The 17,370-nt window shown below is 67.8% G+C and carries 14 protein-coding genes; 11 read left to right on the top strand and 3 right to left on the bottom strand.

The features are described 5' to 3' along the window. Positions 1–4: 4 nt before the first annotated feature. The 3 genes from glpX to Ga0609869_RS14920 form a co-directional block, all read right to left on the bottom strand. Positions 5–973: a class II fructose-bisphosphatase gene (gene glpX, locus Ga0609869_RS14930; RefSeq protein WP_125403726.1), complete on the bottom strand. Its 969-nt coding sequence runs from the start codon at positions 971–973 to the stop codon at positions 5–7. Positions 974–1,057: 84 nt separating this feature from the next. Continuing rightward, a complete protein-coding gene (locus Ga0609869_RS14925) occupies positions 1,058–2,344 on the bottom strand; it encodes a homoserine dehydrogenase (protein ID WP_125403725.1) in 1,287 nt (428 codons plus the stop codon). A gap of 85 nt (positions 2,345–2,429) precedes the next feature. Continuing rightward, entirely contained in the window at positions 2,430–2,726 is a 297-nt protein-coding gene (locus Ga0609869_RS14920; protein ID WP_125403724.1) for a hypothetical protein, read from the bottom strand. Between the two features lie 100 nt (positions 2,727–2,826). Here Ga0609869_RS14920 and Ga0609869_RS14915 point away from each other — a divergent pair, with 100 nt between their 5' ends. From Ga0609869_RS14915 to Ga0609869_RS14865, 11 genes are all read left to right on the top strand, one after another. Then, positions 2,827–3,414, top strand: a complete 588-nt coding sequence (locus Ga0609869_RS14915; protein ID WP_125403723.1) for a TetR/AcrR family transcriptional regulator — start codon at positions 2,827–2,829, stop codon at positions 3,412–3,414. Positions 3,415–3,535: 121 nt separating this feature from the next. Beyond that, on the top strand, positions 3,536–4,786 hold the full coding sequence (locus Ga0609869_RS14910) for a sarcosine oxidase subunit beta family protein (protein WP_125403722.1): 1,251 nt from the start codon (positions 3,536–3,538) through the stop codon (positions 4,784–4,786). Between the two features lie 63 nt (positions 4,787–4,849). After that, entirely contained in the window at positions 4,850–5,110 is a 261-nt protein-coding gene (locus Ga0609869_RS14905; RefSeq protein ID WP_125403721.1) for a sarcosine oxidase subunit delta, read from the top strand. Beyond that, a complete protein-coding gene (locus Ga0609869_RS14900; RefSeq protein ID WP_125403720.1) occupies positions 5,107–7,953 on the top strand; it encodes a 2Fe-2S iron-sulfur cluster-binding protein in 2,847 nt (948 codons plus the stop codon). Before Ga0609869_RS14905 ends, Ga0609869_RS14900 begins: the two co-directional genes overlap by 4 nt. Continuing rightward, a complete protein-coding gene (locus Ga0609869_RS14895) occupies positions 7,946–8,482 on the top strand; it encodes a sarcosine oxidase subunit gamma (RefSeq protein ID WP_170168768.1) in 537 nt (178 codons plus the stop codon). The genes Ga0609869_RS14900 and Ga0609869_RS14895 overlap by 8 nt, the downstream gene beginning before the upstream one ends. Before the next feature lie 95 nt (positions 8,483–8,577). Beyond that, positions 8,578–10,539, top strand: coding sequence for a DNA primase (gene dnaG / locus Ga0609869_RS14890; RefSeq protein WP_125403718.1), 1,962 nt, complete (start codon positions 8,578–8,580; stop codon positions 10,537–10,539). Between the two features lie 102 nt (positions 10,540–10,641). Then, positions 10,642–12,651 (top strand): RNA polymerase sigma factor RpoD, encoded by a 2,010-nt coding sequence (gene rpoD, locus Ga0609869_RS14885; RefSeq protein WP_125403717.1) that lies wholly within the window; start codon positions 10,642–10,644, stop codon positions 12,649–12,651. Between the two features lie 385 nt (positions 12,652–13,036). Next, entirely contained in the window at positions 13,037–14,062 is a 1,026-nt protein-coding gene (locus Ga0609869_RS14880) for a LacI family DNA-binding transcriptional regulator (protein ID WP_125403793.1), read from the top strand. A 97-nt stretch (positions 14,063–14,159) separates the two neighbouring features. Then, positions 14,160–15,461 (top strand): ABC transporter substrate-binding protein, encoded by a 1,302-nt coding sequence (locus tag Ga0609869_RS14875; RefSeq protein WP_125403716.1) that lies wholly within the window; start codon positions 14,160–14,162, stop codon positions 15,459–15,461. Between the two features lie 110 nt (positions 15,462–15,571). Beyond that, on the top strand, positions 15,572–16,438 hold the full coding sequence (locus Ga0609869_RS14870) for a carbohydrate ABC transporter permease (protein ID WP_125403715.1): 867 nt from the start codon (positions 15,572–15,574) through the stop codon (positions 16,436–16,438). 92 nt (positions 16,439–16,530) lie between these two features. Then, complete coding sequence (locus Ga0609869_RS14865) at positions 16,531–17,361, top strand: carbohydrate ABC transporter permease (protein ID WP_125403714.1); 831 nt, start codon at positions 16,531–16,533, stop codon at positions 17,359–17,361. The last annotated feature ends 9 nt before the right edge of the window (positions 17,362–17,370 follow it).

Here is a 17,370-nt window from a genome sequence, read left to right as displayed (position 1 = left end):
CCCTTTACTTATCGGGGTTGCGGTAGATCATGTGCCGGACCGAGCCCGTCTTGGACCGCATCAGGATTGTCTCGGTGGTCAGCCAGCCCGGCTCGCGCTTGATGCCGCGCACGACCGAGCCATCGGTGACCCCGGTGGCGGCAAAGATCACGTCGCTTTTCACCATCTCGTCGCGGGAATAGATGCGGTCGAGGTCGGTGATGCCGGCCTTGGCGGCGCGGCCGCGTTCGTCGTCGTTGCGGAACAGAAGCTGGCCCCACATCTGCCCGCCCATGCATTTCAGCGCCGAGGCGGCCAGCACGCCCTCGGGCGCCCCGCCCGAACCCATGTACATGTCGATGCCGGTGATCGCGGCCTCGGCGCAATGGATCACGCCGGCCACATCGCCATCGGTGATCAGCCGGATCGCCGCGCCGGTCGAGCGTACGTCGGCGATCAGGTCTTCATGCCGGGGCCGTTCCAGGATGCAGACGGTGATGTCGTCGGGCCCGCAGCCGCGCGCCTTGGCCAGCTCGCGCACCCGCTCGGACGGCTTCATCTCCAGCGAGACCACGTCTTTCGGATAGCCCGGCCCGATCGCCAGCTTTTCCATGTAGACATCGGGGGCGTGCAGCATCGAGCCGCGCTTGCCCATGGCGATGACCGTCAGCGCGTTGGGCATGTCTTTCGCGGTCAGCGTGGTGCCTTCCAGCGGGTCCAGCGCGATGTCCACGGGCGGGCCCTCTCCGGTGCCCACCTCCTCGCCGATGAAAAGCATCGGCGCCTCGTCGCGCTCGCCCTCGCCGATCACGACCACGCCGTTGATGTCGAGCATGTTCAACTGCTCGCGCATGGCGTTGACCGCGGCCTGGTCTGCGGCCTTTTCGTCGCCATGGCCGATCAGCTTGGCCGAGGCGAGCGCGGCGGCCTCGGACACGCGGGCAAGACCAAGCGAGAGCATGCGGTCGTTGAAATCGGTGGGATGGGGGGACATGGCGCTTTTCCTCTTATGCTGTTTGGCCGGTGCGCGCCCTCTTAATGCCCGCGCGGGGGGCCGCGGGCAAGCTGGCGACTCGTCTCAGACCGACTCGATGCGGATCGCCACGGGCTCGCCCACCAAGACGCCGGTCTCGGCAAAGCCGTGGCGCGCGTGGTCGAGCGCGTCGCGCGTGGTCTTGTGGGTGACGATCAGCACCGGCGCGGTGGTCTCGGCGTGGCGGTACTGGCGCATCCGGTCGATCGAGACGCCGGCCTCGCCCAGCACCGTGGCGACCTTGGCCAGCGCGCCGGGCTTGTCCTGCAATTCCATGCGCAGGTAATAGGGCGCGGCCGCGGCCACCCTTGCGGGCCGCGCGGTCTCAAGCCCGGCGGCGGGCGCGCCGAAGGTCGACACGCGGATGCCGCGGGCAATGTCGAGAACGTCGGACATCACCGCGCTGGCCGTCGGGCCCTCGCCCGCGCCGGCGCCGCGCAGCACGATCTGGCCCACCGCGTCGCCCTCCAGCACCACCATGTTGGTGGCGTTTTGCAACTGGCCGAGGGCCGAGTCGGCGGGCACAAGGCAAGGCGACATGCGCTGTTCCAGCCCGCGGCCGGTCATCTGCGCCACCCCCAGCAGCTTGATGCGAAAGCCCATGTCGGCGGCGTGGCGGATGTCGTCGATCGAGATACGCTCGATCCCCTCAAGCTCCATCGCGGGGAAATCGACCTTGGTGCCGAAGGCGATGGCGGCCAGCAGCGCCAGCTTGTGGCCCGCGTCGATGCCGCCCACGTCGAGCGTCGGGTCGGCCTCGAGATAGCCCAGCTTGTTGGCCTCGTCGAAAACCTCTTCGTAGGGCAGCCCGGCATTTTCCATCCGGGTCAGGATGTAATTGCAGGTGCCGTTCATCACGCCCATCACGCGGGTGATCTCGTTGCCCGCCAGCCCCTCGGTCAGCGCCTTGACCACGGGGATGCCGCCCGCGACGGCGGCCTCGAAGCGGATCACCCGCCCGGCCTCTTCGGCGGCTTCGGCCAGGGCCTGGCCATGGATCGCCAGCATCGCCTTGTTGGCGGTCACCACGTCCTTGCCGGCGGCGATGGCCGCCTCGGAGGCGGCCTTGGCCGGGCCGTCGCTGCCGCCCATCAGTTCGACGAACACGTCGACGTCCTCGCGCCGGGCCAGTGCCACCGGGTCGTCCTCCCAGGCGTAGGGGGCGAGGTCGACGCCGCGGTCCTTGTCGCGGGTGCGGGCCGAGACGGCGGTGATGACGACCGGGCGCCCGGTGCGCCGGGCCAGAAGGTTGGCGCGGGCGGCGACGATCTTGACGACGCCGGCCCCGACGGTGCCGAGCCCGGCAAGGCCCAGGCGCAGGGGGGTGGTCATGGTGGCATTCTCCGCGAAAGGGGCGTGGCTTCGCGGTCTGTTAGCGCGTCGGGGCGGGGCATGCAACGTGGGGGCGCGCGGGCGCTCAGGGTGCGCGGCGCTCGGCCGCCTCTTCGAGGTCGCGCCGCGCGGCCGGTGCGAGGACCGGGGCATTCAGCCGCGCCGCCTTGGCGCGCAGGGCCGCGGCGCGGGCGGCCAGCCGCGCGGCGCTGTCGTCTTCCAGCCGCGTGTCTTCGGTGCCGGCCAGCAGCCCGTCAAGCGGAAGCAGCACCGGATAGGGCAGGGCGGCGGTGCGCCCGGCCTCGGCAAGGCCCACGGTCTGGCGTGGGGCACAGCCGGCGGCCAGCGCCAGGCAGATCAGAAGCAGAACGGCGCGCGGCATGGCGACCCTTTCGTGGCTGGCGCGACCTTAGCCCGCAGCGCGCGCGCGCGGCAAGGTGCGGGGATTGAAATGAACGCCCGTTCACACGATCATGGGTGCCATGGCCCGTACCGCAGGATCAGACGCCGCCACCACCGGCCCGCGCATCCGCGCCGCCGCGCAAAGGCTATTCGCCCGGCACGGCTATGCCGCCGTGTCGATGCGCCAGATCGCGGCCGAGGTGGGGGTGCAGGCGGGTGCGCTTTACAACTACACGCCCGACAAGCAGAGCCTGCTTTTCGAGATGATGCGCGCGCATCTCGAAGAGCTGCTGGCGAGCTGGGAGGCAGAGGACGAGGGCGCGGACCCGCGCGCGGCGCTCAGGGCCTTTTGCCACTTTCACATCCGCTTTCACCTGGCGCGGCCCGAGGCGGTGTTCATCGCCTACATGGAGTTGCGCAACCTCGAGCCCGGCAATTTCGAGGTAATCGAGGGCTTGCGCAAACGCTACGAGACCGCGCTGGAGGACATCCTGCGCGCGGGCAAGGCCGAGGGTGTGTTCACGCTGGTAGACACCAAGCTGGCCGCGCTCGCGGTGATCGCGATGCTGACCGGCGTGACCACCTGGTACCGCGAAGAGGGCCGGCTCAGCCGCGAGCGGGTGGCCGAGATCTATTGGGACATGGTGCGCCGCGCGGTGGGCGCCTGAGGCGCGGCGGACCGGGCGGCGCGCCGGTCTTGCCGCGGACGCGCCTTGCGATGTCGCCCCCGGCCATTGCACGGGGGCCGCGCCCCTGCCACGCTGGCCCCATGAGACAGGGAGACCGGGGATGCGCTATTCCGCCTGGCAGGTGATCCGGCAGGGGCTGACCGGCAATCGCGGCTGGGCCCCGGTCTGGCGCGACCCCGCGCCCAGGCCCGCCTATGACGTGGTCATCGTCGGCGGCGGCGGTCACGGGCTCGCCACCGCCTATTACCTGGCGAAAAACCACGGGATCACCAATGTCGCCGTGCTGGAGAAGGGCTATCTCGGCGGCGGCAACGTGGGGCGCAACACCACCATCGTGCGGGCCAACTACCTGTTGCCGGGCAATTCCGAGTTCTACAGCCATTCGCTGAAGCTCTGGGAGGGGCTGGAGGAAGAGCTGAATTTCAACGTGATGCATTCGCAGCGGGGGGTCATCAACATCTTCCATTCCGATGCCCAGCGCGACGCCGCCGCGCGGCGCGGGAACGCGATGCTGGCGCAGGGCGACGACGCGATATTGCTGGACCGCGACGGCGTGCGCGCGATGCTGCCCTATCTCGATTTCGACCAGGCGCGGTTTCCGATCCATGGCGGGCTCTACCACCCCCGCGGCGGCACCGCGCGGCACGACGCGGTGGCCTGGGGCTTTGCCCGGGGGGCCGACCGCCTGGGCGTCGACCTGATCCAGAATTGCGAGGTGACGGGTATCTCGGTCGAGGGCGGGCAAGTGCGCGGGGTCGAGACCACGCGCGGCGCGATCCGGGCCGGCAAGGTGGGCTTGGCCGCGGCTGGCCGGTCGTCGCAGGTGGCGGCGATGGCGGGGCTGCGCCTGCCGATCGAAAGCCACGTGTTGCAGGCTTTCGTCACCGAGGGGCTGAAGCCCGTCGTCGACCATGTGGTGACCTTCGGCATGGGGCATTTCTATATCAGCCAGTCCGACAAGGGCGGGCTGGTCTTCGGCGGCGACCTGGATTTCTACGCCTCCTACGCGGCGCGCGGCAACCTGCCCATGGCCGAGCACGTGATGGAGGCGGGGGTGGCGCTGATGCCGATGCTGGCGCGCGCCCGGGTGCTGCGCAGCTGGGGCGGGATCATGGACATGACGCCGGACGGCAGCCCGATCATCGACCGGACGCCGGTGGGCGGGCTCTTTCTGAATGCGGGCTGGTGCTATGGCGGGTTCAAGGCGGTGCCGGGCTCGGGGTGGTCGTTTGCCCATCTGATCGCCACCGGGGCGCCGCACGGCCCGGCGGCGCGCTATCGGCTGGACCGGTTCGCGCGCGGCGATCTGATCGACGAGGAAGGCAGGGGCAGCCAGCACAACCTGCATTAGGCGAGAACGGACAATGGCGGGATCTGGGTATTTGGACCAAGAAGAAGCAGGGGGCGGGGCGCGATGAGGATCGACTGTCCGCTGTGCGGCGCGCGGGACCGGCGCGAATTCCATTATCTGGGCGCTGCGGTCTATCTTGACCGGCCGGGGCCGGCGGCCGGGCCCGAGGCGTGGGACGCCTATCTGCATCAGCGTGAGAACCCGGCGGGGCGGGGGCGCGAGCTGTGGTGCCACGAGGCGGGCTGCGGCGCGTGGCTGGCGGTCGAGCGGGACATGACCAGCCACGCCGTGGTGTCGGTGCGGCTGGCGGAGGCGGGCGCGTGAGGGTTGCGGGCTATGGGCGGGTCGACCGCGGTGCGGCGCTGTCGTTCCGGTTCGACGGACGGCCGCTGAGGGGGTTTGCCGGCGACACGCTGGCCTCGGCGCTGCTGGCGAACGGTGTGCGGCTGGTGGGCCGGTCGTTCAAGTGTCACCGGCCGCGGGGCCTGTTGGCGGCGGGATCGGAAGAGCCCAACGGCCTGGTCTCCGTGGCCGGCGTGCCGAACCTGCGCGCGACCATGGTGGAGCTCGCCGAGGGGCTGGAGGCGCAAGCGCAGAACGCCTGGCCGGCGCTGGGGCTGGACCTGATGGCGGTGAACGACCTGTTCGCACCGTTCCTGGGGGCGGGGTTCTATTACAAGGCGTTCATGGGGCCGGGCCGGACCTGGGAGAGGGTCTACGAGCCGCTGATCCGCCGCGCCGCCGGGCTGGGCCGGCTGGGGCGCGCGCCTGACGAGACCTGGCGCGAGACCGCATACGCCCATTGCGACCTTCTGGTCATCGGGGCCGGTCCTGCGGGGCTGATGGCGGCGCTGACCGCGGGCCGGGCGGGGCGGGACGTGATCCTGGCCGAGGAGGATGCCGCCGCCGGCGGGCGTCTGCTGGCCGAGGACGAAGAGGTCGATGGCCGGCCCGGGGCCGATTGGGCGCTAGCGGTGGCGCGCGACCTGGCGGCGATGCCCAATGTGCGGGTGATGATGCGCACGGCGGTGACCGGGGCCTATGACGGGGGCACCTACGCGGCGCTGGAGCGCGCGGCGCCGGGGCATGCAGGCCCGCGCGAGACCTTCTGGCGGATCGTCGCGCCGAGGGCGGTGCTGGCGGCAGGCGCGCTCGAGCGGCCCATCGCGTTTGCCGACAACGACCGGCCGGGGATCATGCTGGCCGGTGCCGCGCGGGCCTATCTGCACCGCTGGGGTGCGGTGGCCGGGCCGCGCGTGGCGGTGTTTGCCAATAACGGCGGCGCGGCGCGGACGGCGCGGGACATGGCCCGCGCGGGGGTCGAGGTGACGGGGGTGTTCGATGCCCGCGAGGGTGCGCATGTGGTGGGCAGCCGGGGCCGGCAGGGCCTGCGCGCGGTGACGGTCGAGGCCGGGGGGCGCCGGCACGCGGTGCCGGCCGACTGCCTGGCGGTGTCGGGCGGCTGGAGCCCGAACGTGCATTTGGCCTGCCATCTGGGGGCGCGCCCGGTATGGGACGACCGCCTCGCGGCGTTTCTGCCGCCGCAGGACGGTGTGCCGGGGATGGTGCCGGCAGGGGCTGCGGCGGGGGTGTTTTCCACCGCCGGGTGCCTGGCGTCCGGCGTGGATGCGGCGGTGGCCGCGCTGGGGGTCGATGCGCTGGAACTGCCCCGCGCCGAGGACGGTGCCTACGAGATCGCGCCGCTTTGGCATGTGCCGGGCAAGCGCCGCGCATGGCTCGATTTCCAGAACGACGTGACGGTGAAGGACGTGCAGGGCGCGGCGGCGGAGAATTACCGCAGCGTCGAGCATATGAAGCGTTACACGACGCAGGGCATGGCGCCGGACCAGGGCAAGAGCTCGAACCTCCTGGCGCTTGCCGTGCTGGCCGAGGCGACCGGGCGCAGCATTCCCGAAACCGGGACGACCACCTTTCGCCCGCCCTATGTGCCGGTGCCGGTCGGGGCGATGGGCGCGGGCGGGCGCGGCCGGAGGTTCGCGCCCGAGCGGCTGTCGCCCGCGAATGACGCGATCGCCGGACGGGGCGCGCCGACGGTGGAGGCCGGGCTTTGGCACCGGCCGAGCTATTTCCCGGCCCCCGGCGAGGGCTGGGAAGCGGCCTGCGCCCGCGAGGCGGCGATGGTGCGCAATGCCGTGGGCGTGGCCGATGTCTCGACCCTGGGCAAGATCGACGTGCAGGGGCCGGTGGCCGGGGCGTTTCTCGATTTCGTTTACGCCAACGGCATCTCCACGCTGAAGGCGGGCCGCGCGCGCTATGGGATCATGCTGCGCGAGGACGGGCATGTGATGGACGATGGCACCGTCGCGCGGCTGGGCGATGACCATTTCCTGCTCACCACGACCACCGCCGCGGCGGGCCCGGTGATGCGGCATCTGGAGTTCGTGCATCAATGCCTTCGCCCGGAGATGGACCTGCGCATGGTCTCGGTCTCCGACCAATGGGCGCAGTTCGCGGTGGCGGGGCCGCGGGCCCGCGCGGTGCTGGGGGCGGTGCTGGAGGGCGGGCTGCCCGACCCCTTCCCCTTCATGGCCTGCGGGGCCGTGTCGGTGGGGGGCGTGGCCGGGCGGCTGTTCCGTATCTCGTTCTCGGGCGAGCTGGGATACGAGATCGCGGTGCCGGCGCGTTATGGCACGGCGCTTTACGCGGCGCTCCTGGCGGCGGCGGAGGCCGAGGGCGGCGGCCCCTACGGCATGGAGGCGATGAACGTGCTGCGGATCGAGAAGGGGTTTCTCACCCATGCCGAGATCGACGGGCGGGTGACGGCCCATGACCTTGGCCTCGGGCGGATGGTGGCCGAGAAGGATTGCATCGGGCGGGTGGCGGCCGGCCGCCCGGCGCTGACCGACCCGGCCCGGCCGCGGCTGGTGGGGGTGCGGACGGTGGCGGCCGGGGACGAGATGACCGCCGGGGCGTTGTTGTTCGCCAAGGGCAACAGGCCAACCGCGCCGAACATCGCGGGGCATGTCAGCTCGGTCGGGTGGTCCACCGTTTCGGGCCGCATGATCGGGCTGGGGTTTCTGAAACATGGGCCCGAGCGGTTGGGTGAGGTGGTGCGGCTGGTCGACCGCCTGCGCGGCGTGTGGACCGATGTCGAGATCACGGCGCCCTGTTTTTATGACACCGAGGGAGGGCGCATGCGTGGTTGAGCTGACGGCGACATTGCCGCTGGACGACGGGCCGCTTGAGGCCGGCGGCGCCCGGCTGCGCCTTGTCGAGTCTGGCCCGATCACGGCACTTGCGCCCTACAAGGGCGCCGAGGCGCGGCTGTCCGCTGCGCTGCAGGTGGCGCACGGGATGGGCTTTGCCGGGCCCGGGCAGGTGGGGCAGGCGGGTCCGGGGCGCTGCATCTGGGCGGGGCTGCGGATGGCCTGGCTGGTGGGTGTGCGGGCCGATGAGGGACTTGCCGCCCATGCCGCGCTGAGCGATTTGAGCGACGGCTGGGTGTGTCTGCGCCTGGAGGGTGCGGCCGAAGAGGTGCTGGCGCGGCTGACGCCGCTCGACCTGCGGCGCGGCGCGTTTCCCGAGGGACGCTCGGCGCGCAGCGAACTGGCGCAGATGCCGGCGCTCTTCGTGCGGGACGCGGCGGGGTTCGAGATGTTCGTCATGCGCTCGATGGCGCGCTCTGCCTGGGGCGAGATTGCGCTGGCGATGCAGGGCGTGGCGGCGCGCGGGTAACGGCGCCGCCGTTTCGGCCGGCCGCGTCGCGCCAGGCGGGAGGCGCGCCTCACCATGACTGGACAGCAGGCACCTGCCGCCCGATATTGTAAGCCATGAGTCTCCCCCCCGGTTTCCTCGACGAATTGCGCAGTCGCACCTCGCTGGCCCAGGTTGTCGGGCGCAAGGTGATGTGGGACACGCGCAAATCGAACCAGGGCAAGGGCGACATGTGGGCGCCGTGCCCGTTCCACCAGGAAAAGACCGCCAGCTTCCACGTCGACGATCGCAAGGGGTTTTATTATTGCTTCGGCTGCCACGCCAAGGGCGACGCGATCTCCTTCGTGCGCGAGACCGAGAACGTGGGCTTCATGGAGGCGATCGAGATCCTGGCCCAGGAGGCGGGCATGCAGATGCCCGCGCGCGACCCCAAGGCGCAGGAAAAGGCCGACCGGCGCACGCGGCTTACGCAGGTGATGGACCAGGCGGTGCAGCATTACCGCCTGCAACTCAGCACCGGCGCGGCGGCCGAGGCGCGCGCGTATCTCGAACGGCGCGGGCTCTCGGACGAGGCGCTCAAGCGGTGGGAGATCGGGTTTGCGCCGCCCGGCTGGCACGGGCTCTGGGCGCACCTCAAGGCCAAGGAGGTCGAGGACGATCTGATCCTCGGCGCGGGGCTGGCCAAGACCTCGGAGAAATCGCGCGGGCCCTATGACGTGTTCCGCAACCGTATCATGTTCCCGATCCGCGATGCGCGGGGGCGGGCCATCGCCTTCGGCGGCCGCGCGATGGACCCCGAGGACAGCGCCAAGTACCTCAACTCGCCCGAGACCGAGCTGTTCGACAAGGGGCGCAACCTCTACAACCACGGCCCCGCACGCGAGGCCGCCGGAAAGGGCCAGCCGCTGATCGTCGCCGAGGGCTACATGGACGTGATCGCGCTGGCCGAGGCGGGGTTCGGGGCGGCGGTGGCGCCGCTCGGCACGGCGGTGACCGAGGACCAGTTGCGCCTGTTGTGGCGCATCCACCCCGAACCCATCGTGGCGCTCGACGGCGACCGGGCCGGGATCGATGCCGGGCGGCGGTTGATGGACCTCGCGCTGCCGCTTTTGGAGGCGGGGCAATCGCTGCGGTTCGCGCTGATGCCGCCGGGGCAGGACCCCGACGACGTGATCCGCGCCGGCGGGGCGGCGGCGATGCAGAAGATCCTCGACGCCGCCCAGCCGATGGTCAGCCTGCTCTGGGCGCGCGAGACCGAAGGCAAGAGCTTTGACAGCCCCGAGCGCAAGGCGGCGCTCGACCGCGACCTGCGAAACGCCATTTCGCGCATCAAGGACCCGTCGATCCGCCGCCATTACGGGCAGGAGATCGACCGCCTGCGCCGCGCGTTGTTCCGCCCGCCCTGGCGCCCCGGCGCCCCGCGCGGCAAGGCCCCCGCCCAGCCGATGCCCAGCACCAAAAGCTCGTCCCTCGTCGCGGCCAGCGACGAGTTCGGCGAGGCCTTGCGCGAGGCGGTGATCCTGGCAACGCTGATCATCCATCCGGGCCTGCTGGCGCGCTTCGAGGGCGAACTGGAGCGGCTGGAATGCCACGGCCCCGACCACGCCCGGCTGCAAGCCGCCCTTCTGGCGCTGGCCGGAGAGACCGACCGGGCCGCCCTGCGCGCCGCGCTGGAGGCGCGCGTGGGCACCGCCCCCCTTGAAAAGCTCTTCGCCCTCGGCCATGTCCGGATAGCACCGCCCGTGCGCGACCCCGGCGACAGCGAGAAGGCTGCGCTGTGCCTGGCGGAGGAACTGGCCCGCCTGTCCGCCTCGCGCGGCGCGGCCCGCGAAATCGAAGAGGCGATGCATGATATCGAGGGATTGGCGGACGAGGGGCTGACCTGGCGGCTGAGCGAGGTGGCCAAGGCCCGGCACAATGCCGGGCGCGGCGAGACCGAGGACCGGGGCGAGTTCGACCTTGGTCCGAACGGCGCCCGAATCAGCCGCGACGAGCGTGATGCCTTCGCCGAATTGCTGACGCGAATCGGTCACGAGACGCGATTGCCGCCCAAGCCAGAGCCGGAAGGTGATTATTGAGTAAAGAAAGCAGGGTAGAAGGGTGTGCAAGCGCATGATTCGCGCTATTGATTCGGGTCAAGCCTGAGCCCGAATCAGCCCTCCCCGCCCAAGGAGCACGGAATGGCCGCAAAAGACGCCGACGACCGCAAGACCGATGAGCAGGAGCCGGAGCTGACGCTCGACATGAGCCAGGCCGCGGTAAAAAAGATGATCGCCGAGGCCAAGGAGCGCGGCTACATCACCTATGATCAGCTCAACCAGGTCCTGCCGCCCGATCAGGTGTCGTCCGAGCAGATCGAGGACGTGATGTCGATGCTCTCCGAAATGGGCATCAACATCATCGAGGAAGAGGAAGGCGCCGAGGAAGGCGAGGAAAAATCGACCGAGGTGGTCGAGACCTCGACCTCGCGCGAGGTCGCCGTCGCCCAGACCCAGTCGGAAACGCTGGATCGCACGGACGACCCGGTGCGGATGTATCTGCGCGAGATGGGCTCGGTCGAGCTTCTGTCGCGCGAGGGCGAAATCGCGATTGCCAAGCGCATCGAAGCGGGGCGCAACACGATGATCGCCGGGCTTTGCGAAAGCCCGCTGACCTTCCAGGCGATCACGATCTGGCGTGACGAACTTCTCAACGAGGAAATCCTGCTGCGCGACGTCATCGACCTCGACGCCACGTTCGGCCGCTCGCTGGAGGAAGACGGCGACGAGGACGAGCCGGTCGTCGAGGGGCTGGATGTCGGCGCCGCGCAGGGCGCCGCAGCACCCGGCGCCAACGCCAAGAAATCCGAAGAGCCCGAACTCGACGCGGACGGCAACCCGATCAAGCCCGACGACGACGACGAGGAAGAAGAACAGGCCAACATGTCGCTCGCCGCGATGGAGGCCGCGCTCAAACCCCGGGTGCTGGAACTGCTCGACCGAATCGCGGGCGATTACGCGCAGCTCAGCGAGATGCAGGATTCGCGGATGCAGGCCACGCTGGGCGAGGGCAGCGCGTTCAGCGCGATCGACGAGGCCAAGTATCAGAAACTGCGGGCCGAAATCGTCGAACTGGTCAACGAACTGCACCTTCACAACAACCGCATCGAGGCGTTGATCGACCAGCTTTACGGCATCAACCGCAAGATCATGCAGATCGACGGCCAGATGGTGAAGCTGGCCGATCAGGCGCGGATCAACCGCCGCGAATTCATCGACTCTTATCGCGGCCACGAGCTGGACCCGGGCTGGCTGGAACGCATGACCGAAAAGGCCGGTCGCGGCTGGCAGGCATTCGTCGAACGCTCGGGCGACAAGGTCGAAGACCTGCGCGCCGAGATGGCCCAGGTGGGCCAGTATGTCGGCGTCGATATCTCCGAGTTCCGCCGCATCGTCTCGCAGGTGCAGAAGGGCGAGAAAGAGGCCCGGCAGGCCAAGAAGGAGATGGTCGAGGCCAACCTGCGTCTGGTGATCTCGATCGCCAAGAAATACACCAATCGCGGGCTGCAATTCCTCGATCTCATCCAGGAAGGCAATATCGGCCTGATGAAGGCGGTCGACAAATTCGAGTACCGCCGCGGCTACAAGTTCAGCACTTACGCCACCTGGTGGATCCGCCAGGCCATAACCCGCTCCATCGCCGACCAGGCCCGCACGATCCGCATCCCCGTGCACATGATCGAGACGATCAACAAGCTGGTCCGGACCGGCCGCCAGATGCTGCACGAGATCGGCCGCGAGCCGACGCCCGAAGAGCTGGCCGAGAAACTCCAGATGCCGCTGGAAAAGGTCCGCAAGGTGATGAAGATCGCCAAGGAGCCGATTTCGCTGGAGACCCCGATCGGCGACGAGGAAGACAGCCAACTCGGCGATTTCATCGAGGACAAGAACGCGATCCTGCCGCTGGAAAGCGCCATTCAGGACAACTTGAAAGACACCACGACGCGGGTGCTGGCCAGCCTGACGCCCCGCGAGGAACGGGTGCTGCGCATGCGTTTCGGCATCGGCATGAACACCGACCACACGCTGGAAGAGGTCGGTCAGCAGTTCTCCGTCACCCGCGAACGCATCCGCCAGATCGAGGCGAAGGCATTGCGCAAGCTCAAGCACCCGAGCCGCAGCCGGAAGCTGAGAAGCTTTCTCGATCAGTAAAGACAGCGAAGGCGAAGAGCCAAGAGATTGGATTGGCTGGCCATTGTGATATGGCGGCCATTCACGTCCGGGATGACAGCGTTCGCATCAGGGGCGCGTTTGATGTGCTGGTCAACGCGCCCTCGGCCTTGGTTTCGGTGTCTGCACCAAACCGCCAGGTCTTCACGGGCGCGTAATCCGGGCGAGCTGGCAGTCCGCCGAACGTCGGATTTCGGCGCAGCAGGTGCCTTTCGACATCCCATGCATCGTCAGTTGTTCACCAAGCGACGAAGCCCTCCCGGTAAACGTTCACAACGCCCTTGAAACTTTCCGCGCGTTAAGAAAAAGTAAACCTAGGAGAATACGGGCTGGCATTACGACCGGTCCGAAGCAACGTTCTGAGGCCATGGGCACCAAGAAGATCCGGAATATGGAAGAGTTCGCCGCGGTCAGCGGCCTGTCGCGGCCGACCGTTTCGAAATACTTCCACGATCCCGGCAGCGTGCGCTCCTCCACCCGCACGCGCATCGAAGCGGCGTTGGAGAAATACGATTATCGGCCGAACATCTTCGCCATCAACCAGAACCGCAAGCTGACCAAGAACGTCGGGATCGTGGTGCCCTATCTGGCCGACCCGTTCTTTGCCGAGATCGCGCGCAACATCGAACAGCGCTGCATCAATGCGGGCTATCGCCCGACGCTTTACAGCGCCCACGGCAACCAGGCGCTGGAAAACGATATCCTCGACAGCCTGCGCTCGCTCAAGCCTGCGGGGGTGTTGCTCGCGCCCTTGGGGCGGGCGTCGGATGCCAGCGCGGTCGAGAAATTCTGCGCCGACATCCCGACCGTTCTGTTCGACAGCAGCCTTGAGGCGTTGGGCCTTGCCTATATCGGCTCGGACAATCCGCAATTCTCGATGCTGATCGTGGATTACCTGTGCCGCACCGGAGAGCCGCCCTGTTTTTTCGAGATGGCGACGCCGTCGAACCCCAACGCGAACAAACGCCGCGCCGGGTATATCCACGCCATGCAGCGGCTGGGGCAGGAACCGAAGATCGTAAAGGCCGCGGGCGAGGGCTGGAATTTCGAAGAGATCGGCCTGCGCGGCGGAGCGAAGGCGCTGGCAGAGGGCCAGTTCGCCACCAACACCGTCTTGTGCAGCAATGACCGCCTGGCCATCGGATTCCTGACCGCGTGTTGCGAGGCCGGGTTGCGCGTTGGCCACGAGCCCGGCTGCAGGATTCGGGTCGCCGGGCAGGACGATCACCCGTTTGCCCGGTACACGTGCCCGCCGCTTACAACGGTCGCCCAGGACTACGAGGCGATTTCCCGCCACGCGGCCGAGACATTGTTCCGCATGATCGACGGTGCCCCAATGCCCAAGGATTCCAAGCTGTTCGAGGGGCGTCTTGTCATGAGAGTCTCGGCATGAGCCAAGGGAAAACTTGCCGCGCGTAAAATTAAAATTGACAGCGCGCTGAAGTCGCGGCTAGCGTTCTCGGACAACATCCAATTACGGGAGGAGTGGGATGTATTCGAGAAACGCACTTCGTGCGGCGACCGCGCTTACCTTGATCGCGGTCGGAGCGGCCCAGGCAGAAGAGATCACAATCGCCACCGTGAACAACGGCGACATGATCCGCATGCAGGGCCTGACCGACGATTTCACCGCCAAGACCGGCCACGAGGTCGAATGGGTTACGCTGGAAGAGAACGTGCTGCGCCAGCGGGTGACACAGGACATCGCCACCAAGGGCGGTCAGTTCGACATCATGACGATCGGCATGTACGAAACGCCGATCTGGGCGCGGCAAGGGTGGCTGGTCCCGCTGGACGACCTGCCTGCCGATTACGATATCGACGACATCCTTCCGGCGATGCGCGACGGCCTTTCGGTTGACGGCACGCTCTACGCGGCGCCGTTCTACGGCGAAAGCTCGATGATCATGTACCGGACCGACCTGTTCGAGGAGGCCGGAATCGAGATGCCGGATGCCCCCACCTGGGACTTTGTGGCCGATGCGGCGCGCAAGATCACCGACAGGGACAACGAGATCTACGGGATCTGCCTGCGCGGAAAGGCCGGCTGGGGCGAGAACATGGCGTTCCTGACCACGATGGCCAACTCCTTCGGGGCGCGCTGGTTCGACGAGGACTGGACCCCCCAATTCGATCAGCCCGAGTGGAAAGAGGCGATCACCTTCTACCTCGACCTGATGGAGGATGCCGGCCCTCCGGGCGCGTCGACCAACGGCTTCAACGAGAACCTCTCGCTGTTCCAGCAGGGCAAGTGCGGGATGTGGATCGATGCCACGGTCGCGGCGTCCTTCGTGACCAACCCCGACGATTCGAGCGTCGCCGACAGCGTGGGTTTCGCGCTTGCGCCTGACACCGGCCTTGGAAAGCGCGCCAACTGGCTCTGGGCGTGGGCACTGGCAATCCCGGCCGGCACGCAGAAGGAAGAGGCGGCCAAGGATTTCATCAACTGGGCCACCTCGAAGGACTATCTGGCCCTCGTCGCCGAGAAAGAGGGCTGGGCCAATGTCCCGCCGGGCACGCGGACATCGCTCTACGAAAACCCGAACTATGCCGACATTCCGTTCGCGCAGATGACGCTGGAATCGATCCGGGCGGCAAACCCGAACGAGCCCACTGTCGAACCGGTGCCCTATGTCGGCATCCAGTTCGTGGCGATCCCGGAATTTGCCGGCATCGGTACCCAGGCCGGCCAGGAGTTCTCGGCCGCTCTCGCCGGGCAGCAGACCGCCGAGGAGGCACTGGAAAAAGCCCAGGCGCTGACCGCTGACGAAATGGAAGCGGCGGGGTACTAGGCCCTCTCACGTCCGGGGGGCAACGCCCCTGTTGCCCCCCGGCAATTCGTTTCTGACACCGCATCCCCGCTGCCGGGGCGCTTGGTCCGTCGAAAGGAGAGGTGCATCTCATGGCCACCCAGCATTCCCGATCCGCCGCCAGGCTGATGATGGCCCCCGCCGTCGTCCTGCTCATGGGCTGGATGCTCGTTCCGCTGACGATGACGCTGTGGTTCTCGTTTCGCAGATACCTGCCCCTGCGCGGCGGCGATCTGGGCTGGACGGGCTTTGACAACTATGTCCGCTTCGTCAGCTCCAGCTCCTTCTGGCCCAGTATCCAGGCGACCCTGATCATCGTGGGGGGCGTGCTGGCGATCACCGTGTGTTTCGGCGTGCTGCTGGCGCTTCTGCTCGATCAGCCGATGTGGGGGCAGGGCATCGTGCGCATCCTCGTGATCGCCCCGTTCTTCGTCATGCCGACGGTGTCTGCACTGGTCTGGAAGAACATGTTCATGGATCCGGTGAACGGGCTGTTCGCGCATCTGTTCAAATTCTTCGGCGCCACGCCGATCTCGTGGCTGTCCGAGGCGTCGCTGGCGTCGATCATCATGATCGTCAGCTGGCAATGGCTGCCCTTTGCGACACTGATCCTGCTGACGGCGATCCAGTCGCTGGACAGCGAACAGCTTGAGGCTGCGGAAATGGACGGGGCACCGGCGATCAAGCGGTTCTGGTTCATCATCCTGCCGCACATGAGCCGCGCCATCACGGTGGTCATCCTGATCCAGACGATCTTCCTGCTGTCGATCTTCGCCGAGATTTTCGTCACCACCCAGGGCTCGTTCGGAACCCGAACGCTGACCTACCTGATCTTCCAGCGCGTGCTGGAAAGTCAGAATGTCGGGCTCGGCTCGGCCGGCGGGGTTTACGCCATCATCCTTGCCAACATCGTCGCGCTGTTCCTGATGCGCATCGTGGGGAAGAATCTCGATGCCTGATCTCATGCTTCGCAGCGTCCCGGGCCATTTCCGGGACGTCCCCGCCACCGACCATCAGCTCCCGGGGGACGCCCGGGACGGGAGGGCCTGACATGGCGCGCGCCGTCACCCCGCAACGCAAGGCGATCAACACCACCCTGGCCTGGGCGGTGGGGCTGCTGATCTTCTTTCCGATCCTCTGGACCATCCTCACCAGCTTCAAGACCGAGGCGCAGGCGATCAACGACCCGCCGCTGTTTTTGTTCTTCGACTGGACGCTGGAAAATTACAGCGTCGTGCAGGAACGTTCCGACTACATGCGGTTCTTGTGGAACTCGGTCATCATCGCGGTGGGCTCGACGATCCTTGGCGTTCTCATCGCCGTGCCGGCCGCCTGGTCGATGGCCTTCGTGCCGTCGCGGCGGACCAAGGACATCCTGCTCTGGATGCTGTCCACCAAGATGCTGCCCGCGGTGGGCGTGCTTTACCCGATCTACCTGCTTTTCATCAAACTGGGGCTTTTGGACAGCCGCGTGGGGCTGGTTGTCGTGCTGATGCTGATCAACCTGCCGATCATCGTCTGGATGCTCTACACCTACTTCAAGGAAATCCCGGGCGAGATCCTGGAGGCCGCGCGCATGGACGGCGCCGGCTTGCGCGAGGAAATCCTTTATGTGCTCACGCCAATGGCCGTGCCCGGCATCGCCTCGACCATGCTGCTGAACGTCATCCTGGCCTGGAACGAGGCGTTCTGGACTCTCAACCTGACGGCGGCCAAGGCCGCGCCGCTGACCGCCTTCATCGCCAGCTATTCAAGCCCCGAGGGCCTGTTCTACGCGAAGCTTTCGGCGGCCTCGACCATGGCCATCGCGCCGATCCTCATCCTGGGATGGTTCAGCCAGAAACAACTCGTCCGCGGGCTGACCTTCGGCGCCGTGAAATAAAGGGGAAGA

This window comes from Rhodovulum iodosum, assembly GCF_041020385.1.
Taxonomy (GTDB): Bacteria; Pseudomonadota; Alphaproteobacteria; order Rhodobacterales; family Rhodobacteraceae; genus Rhodovulum; species Rhodovulum iodosum.
This window is presented reverse-complemented; position numbering and strand designations above follow the sequence as displayed.

Excerpts from the sequence above, each read along its gene's own strand:
- glpX (WP_125403726.1), bottom strand. The coding sequence starts at position 973 with ATGTCCCCCCATCCCACCGATTTCAACGACCGCATGCTCTCGCTTGGT.
- Ga0609869_RS14925 (WP_125403725.1), bottom strand. The coding sequence starts at position 2,344 with ATGACCACCCCCCTGCGCCTGGGCCTTGCCGGGCTCGGCACCGTCGGG.
- Ga0609869_RS14920 (WP_125403724.1), bottom strand. The coding sequence starts at position 2,726 with ATGCCGCGCGCCGTTCTGCTTCTGATCTGCCTGGCGCTGGCCGCCGGC.
- Ga0609869_RS14915 (WP_125403723.1), top strand. The coding sequence starts at position 2,827 with ATGGCCCGTACCGCAGGATCAGACGCCGCCACCACCGGCCCGCGCATC.
- Ga0609869_RS14910 (WP_125403722.1), top strand. The coding sequence starts at position 3,536 with ATGCGCTATTCCGCCTGGCAGGTGATCCGGCAGGGGCTGACCGGCAAT.
- Ga0609869_RS14905 (WP_125403721.1), top strand. The coding sequence starts at position 4,850 with ATGAGGATCGACTGTCCGCTGTGCGGCGCGCGGGACCGGCGCGAATTC.
- dnaG (WP_125403718.1), top strand. The coding sequence starts at position 8,578 with ATGAGTCTCCCCCCCGGTTTCCTCGACGAATTGCGCAGTCGCACCTCG.
- rpoD (WP_125403717.1), top strand. The coding sequence starts at position 10,642 with ATGGCCGCAAAAGACGCCGACGACCGCAAGACCGATGAGCAGGAGCCG.
- Ga0609869_RS14880 (WP_125403793.1), top strand. The coding sequence starts at position 13,037 with ATGGGCACCAAGAAGATCCGGAATATGGAAGAGTTCGCCGCGGTCAGC.
- Ga0609869_RS14875 (WP_125403716.1), top strand. The coding sequence starts at position 14,160 with ATGTATTCGAGAAACGCACTTCGTGCGGCGACCGCGCTTACCTTGATC.
- Ga0609869_RS14870 (WP_125403715.1), top strand. The coding sequence starts at position 15,572 with ATGGCCACCCAGCATTCCCGATCCGCCGCCAGGCTGATGATGGCCCCC.
- Ga0609869_RS14865 (WP_125403714.1), top strand. The coding sequence starts at position 16,531 with ATGGCGCGCGCCGTCACCCCGCAACGCAAGGCGATCAACACCACCCTG.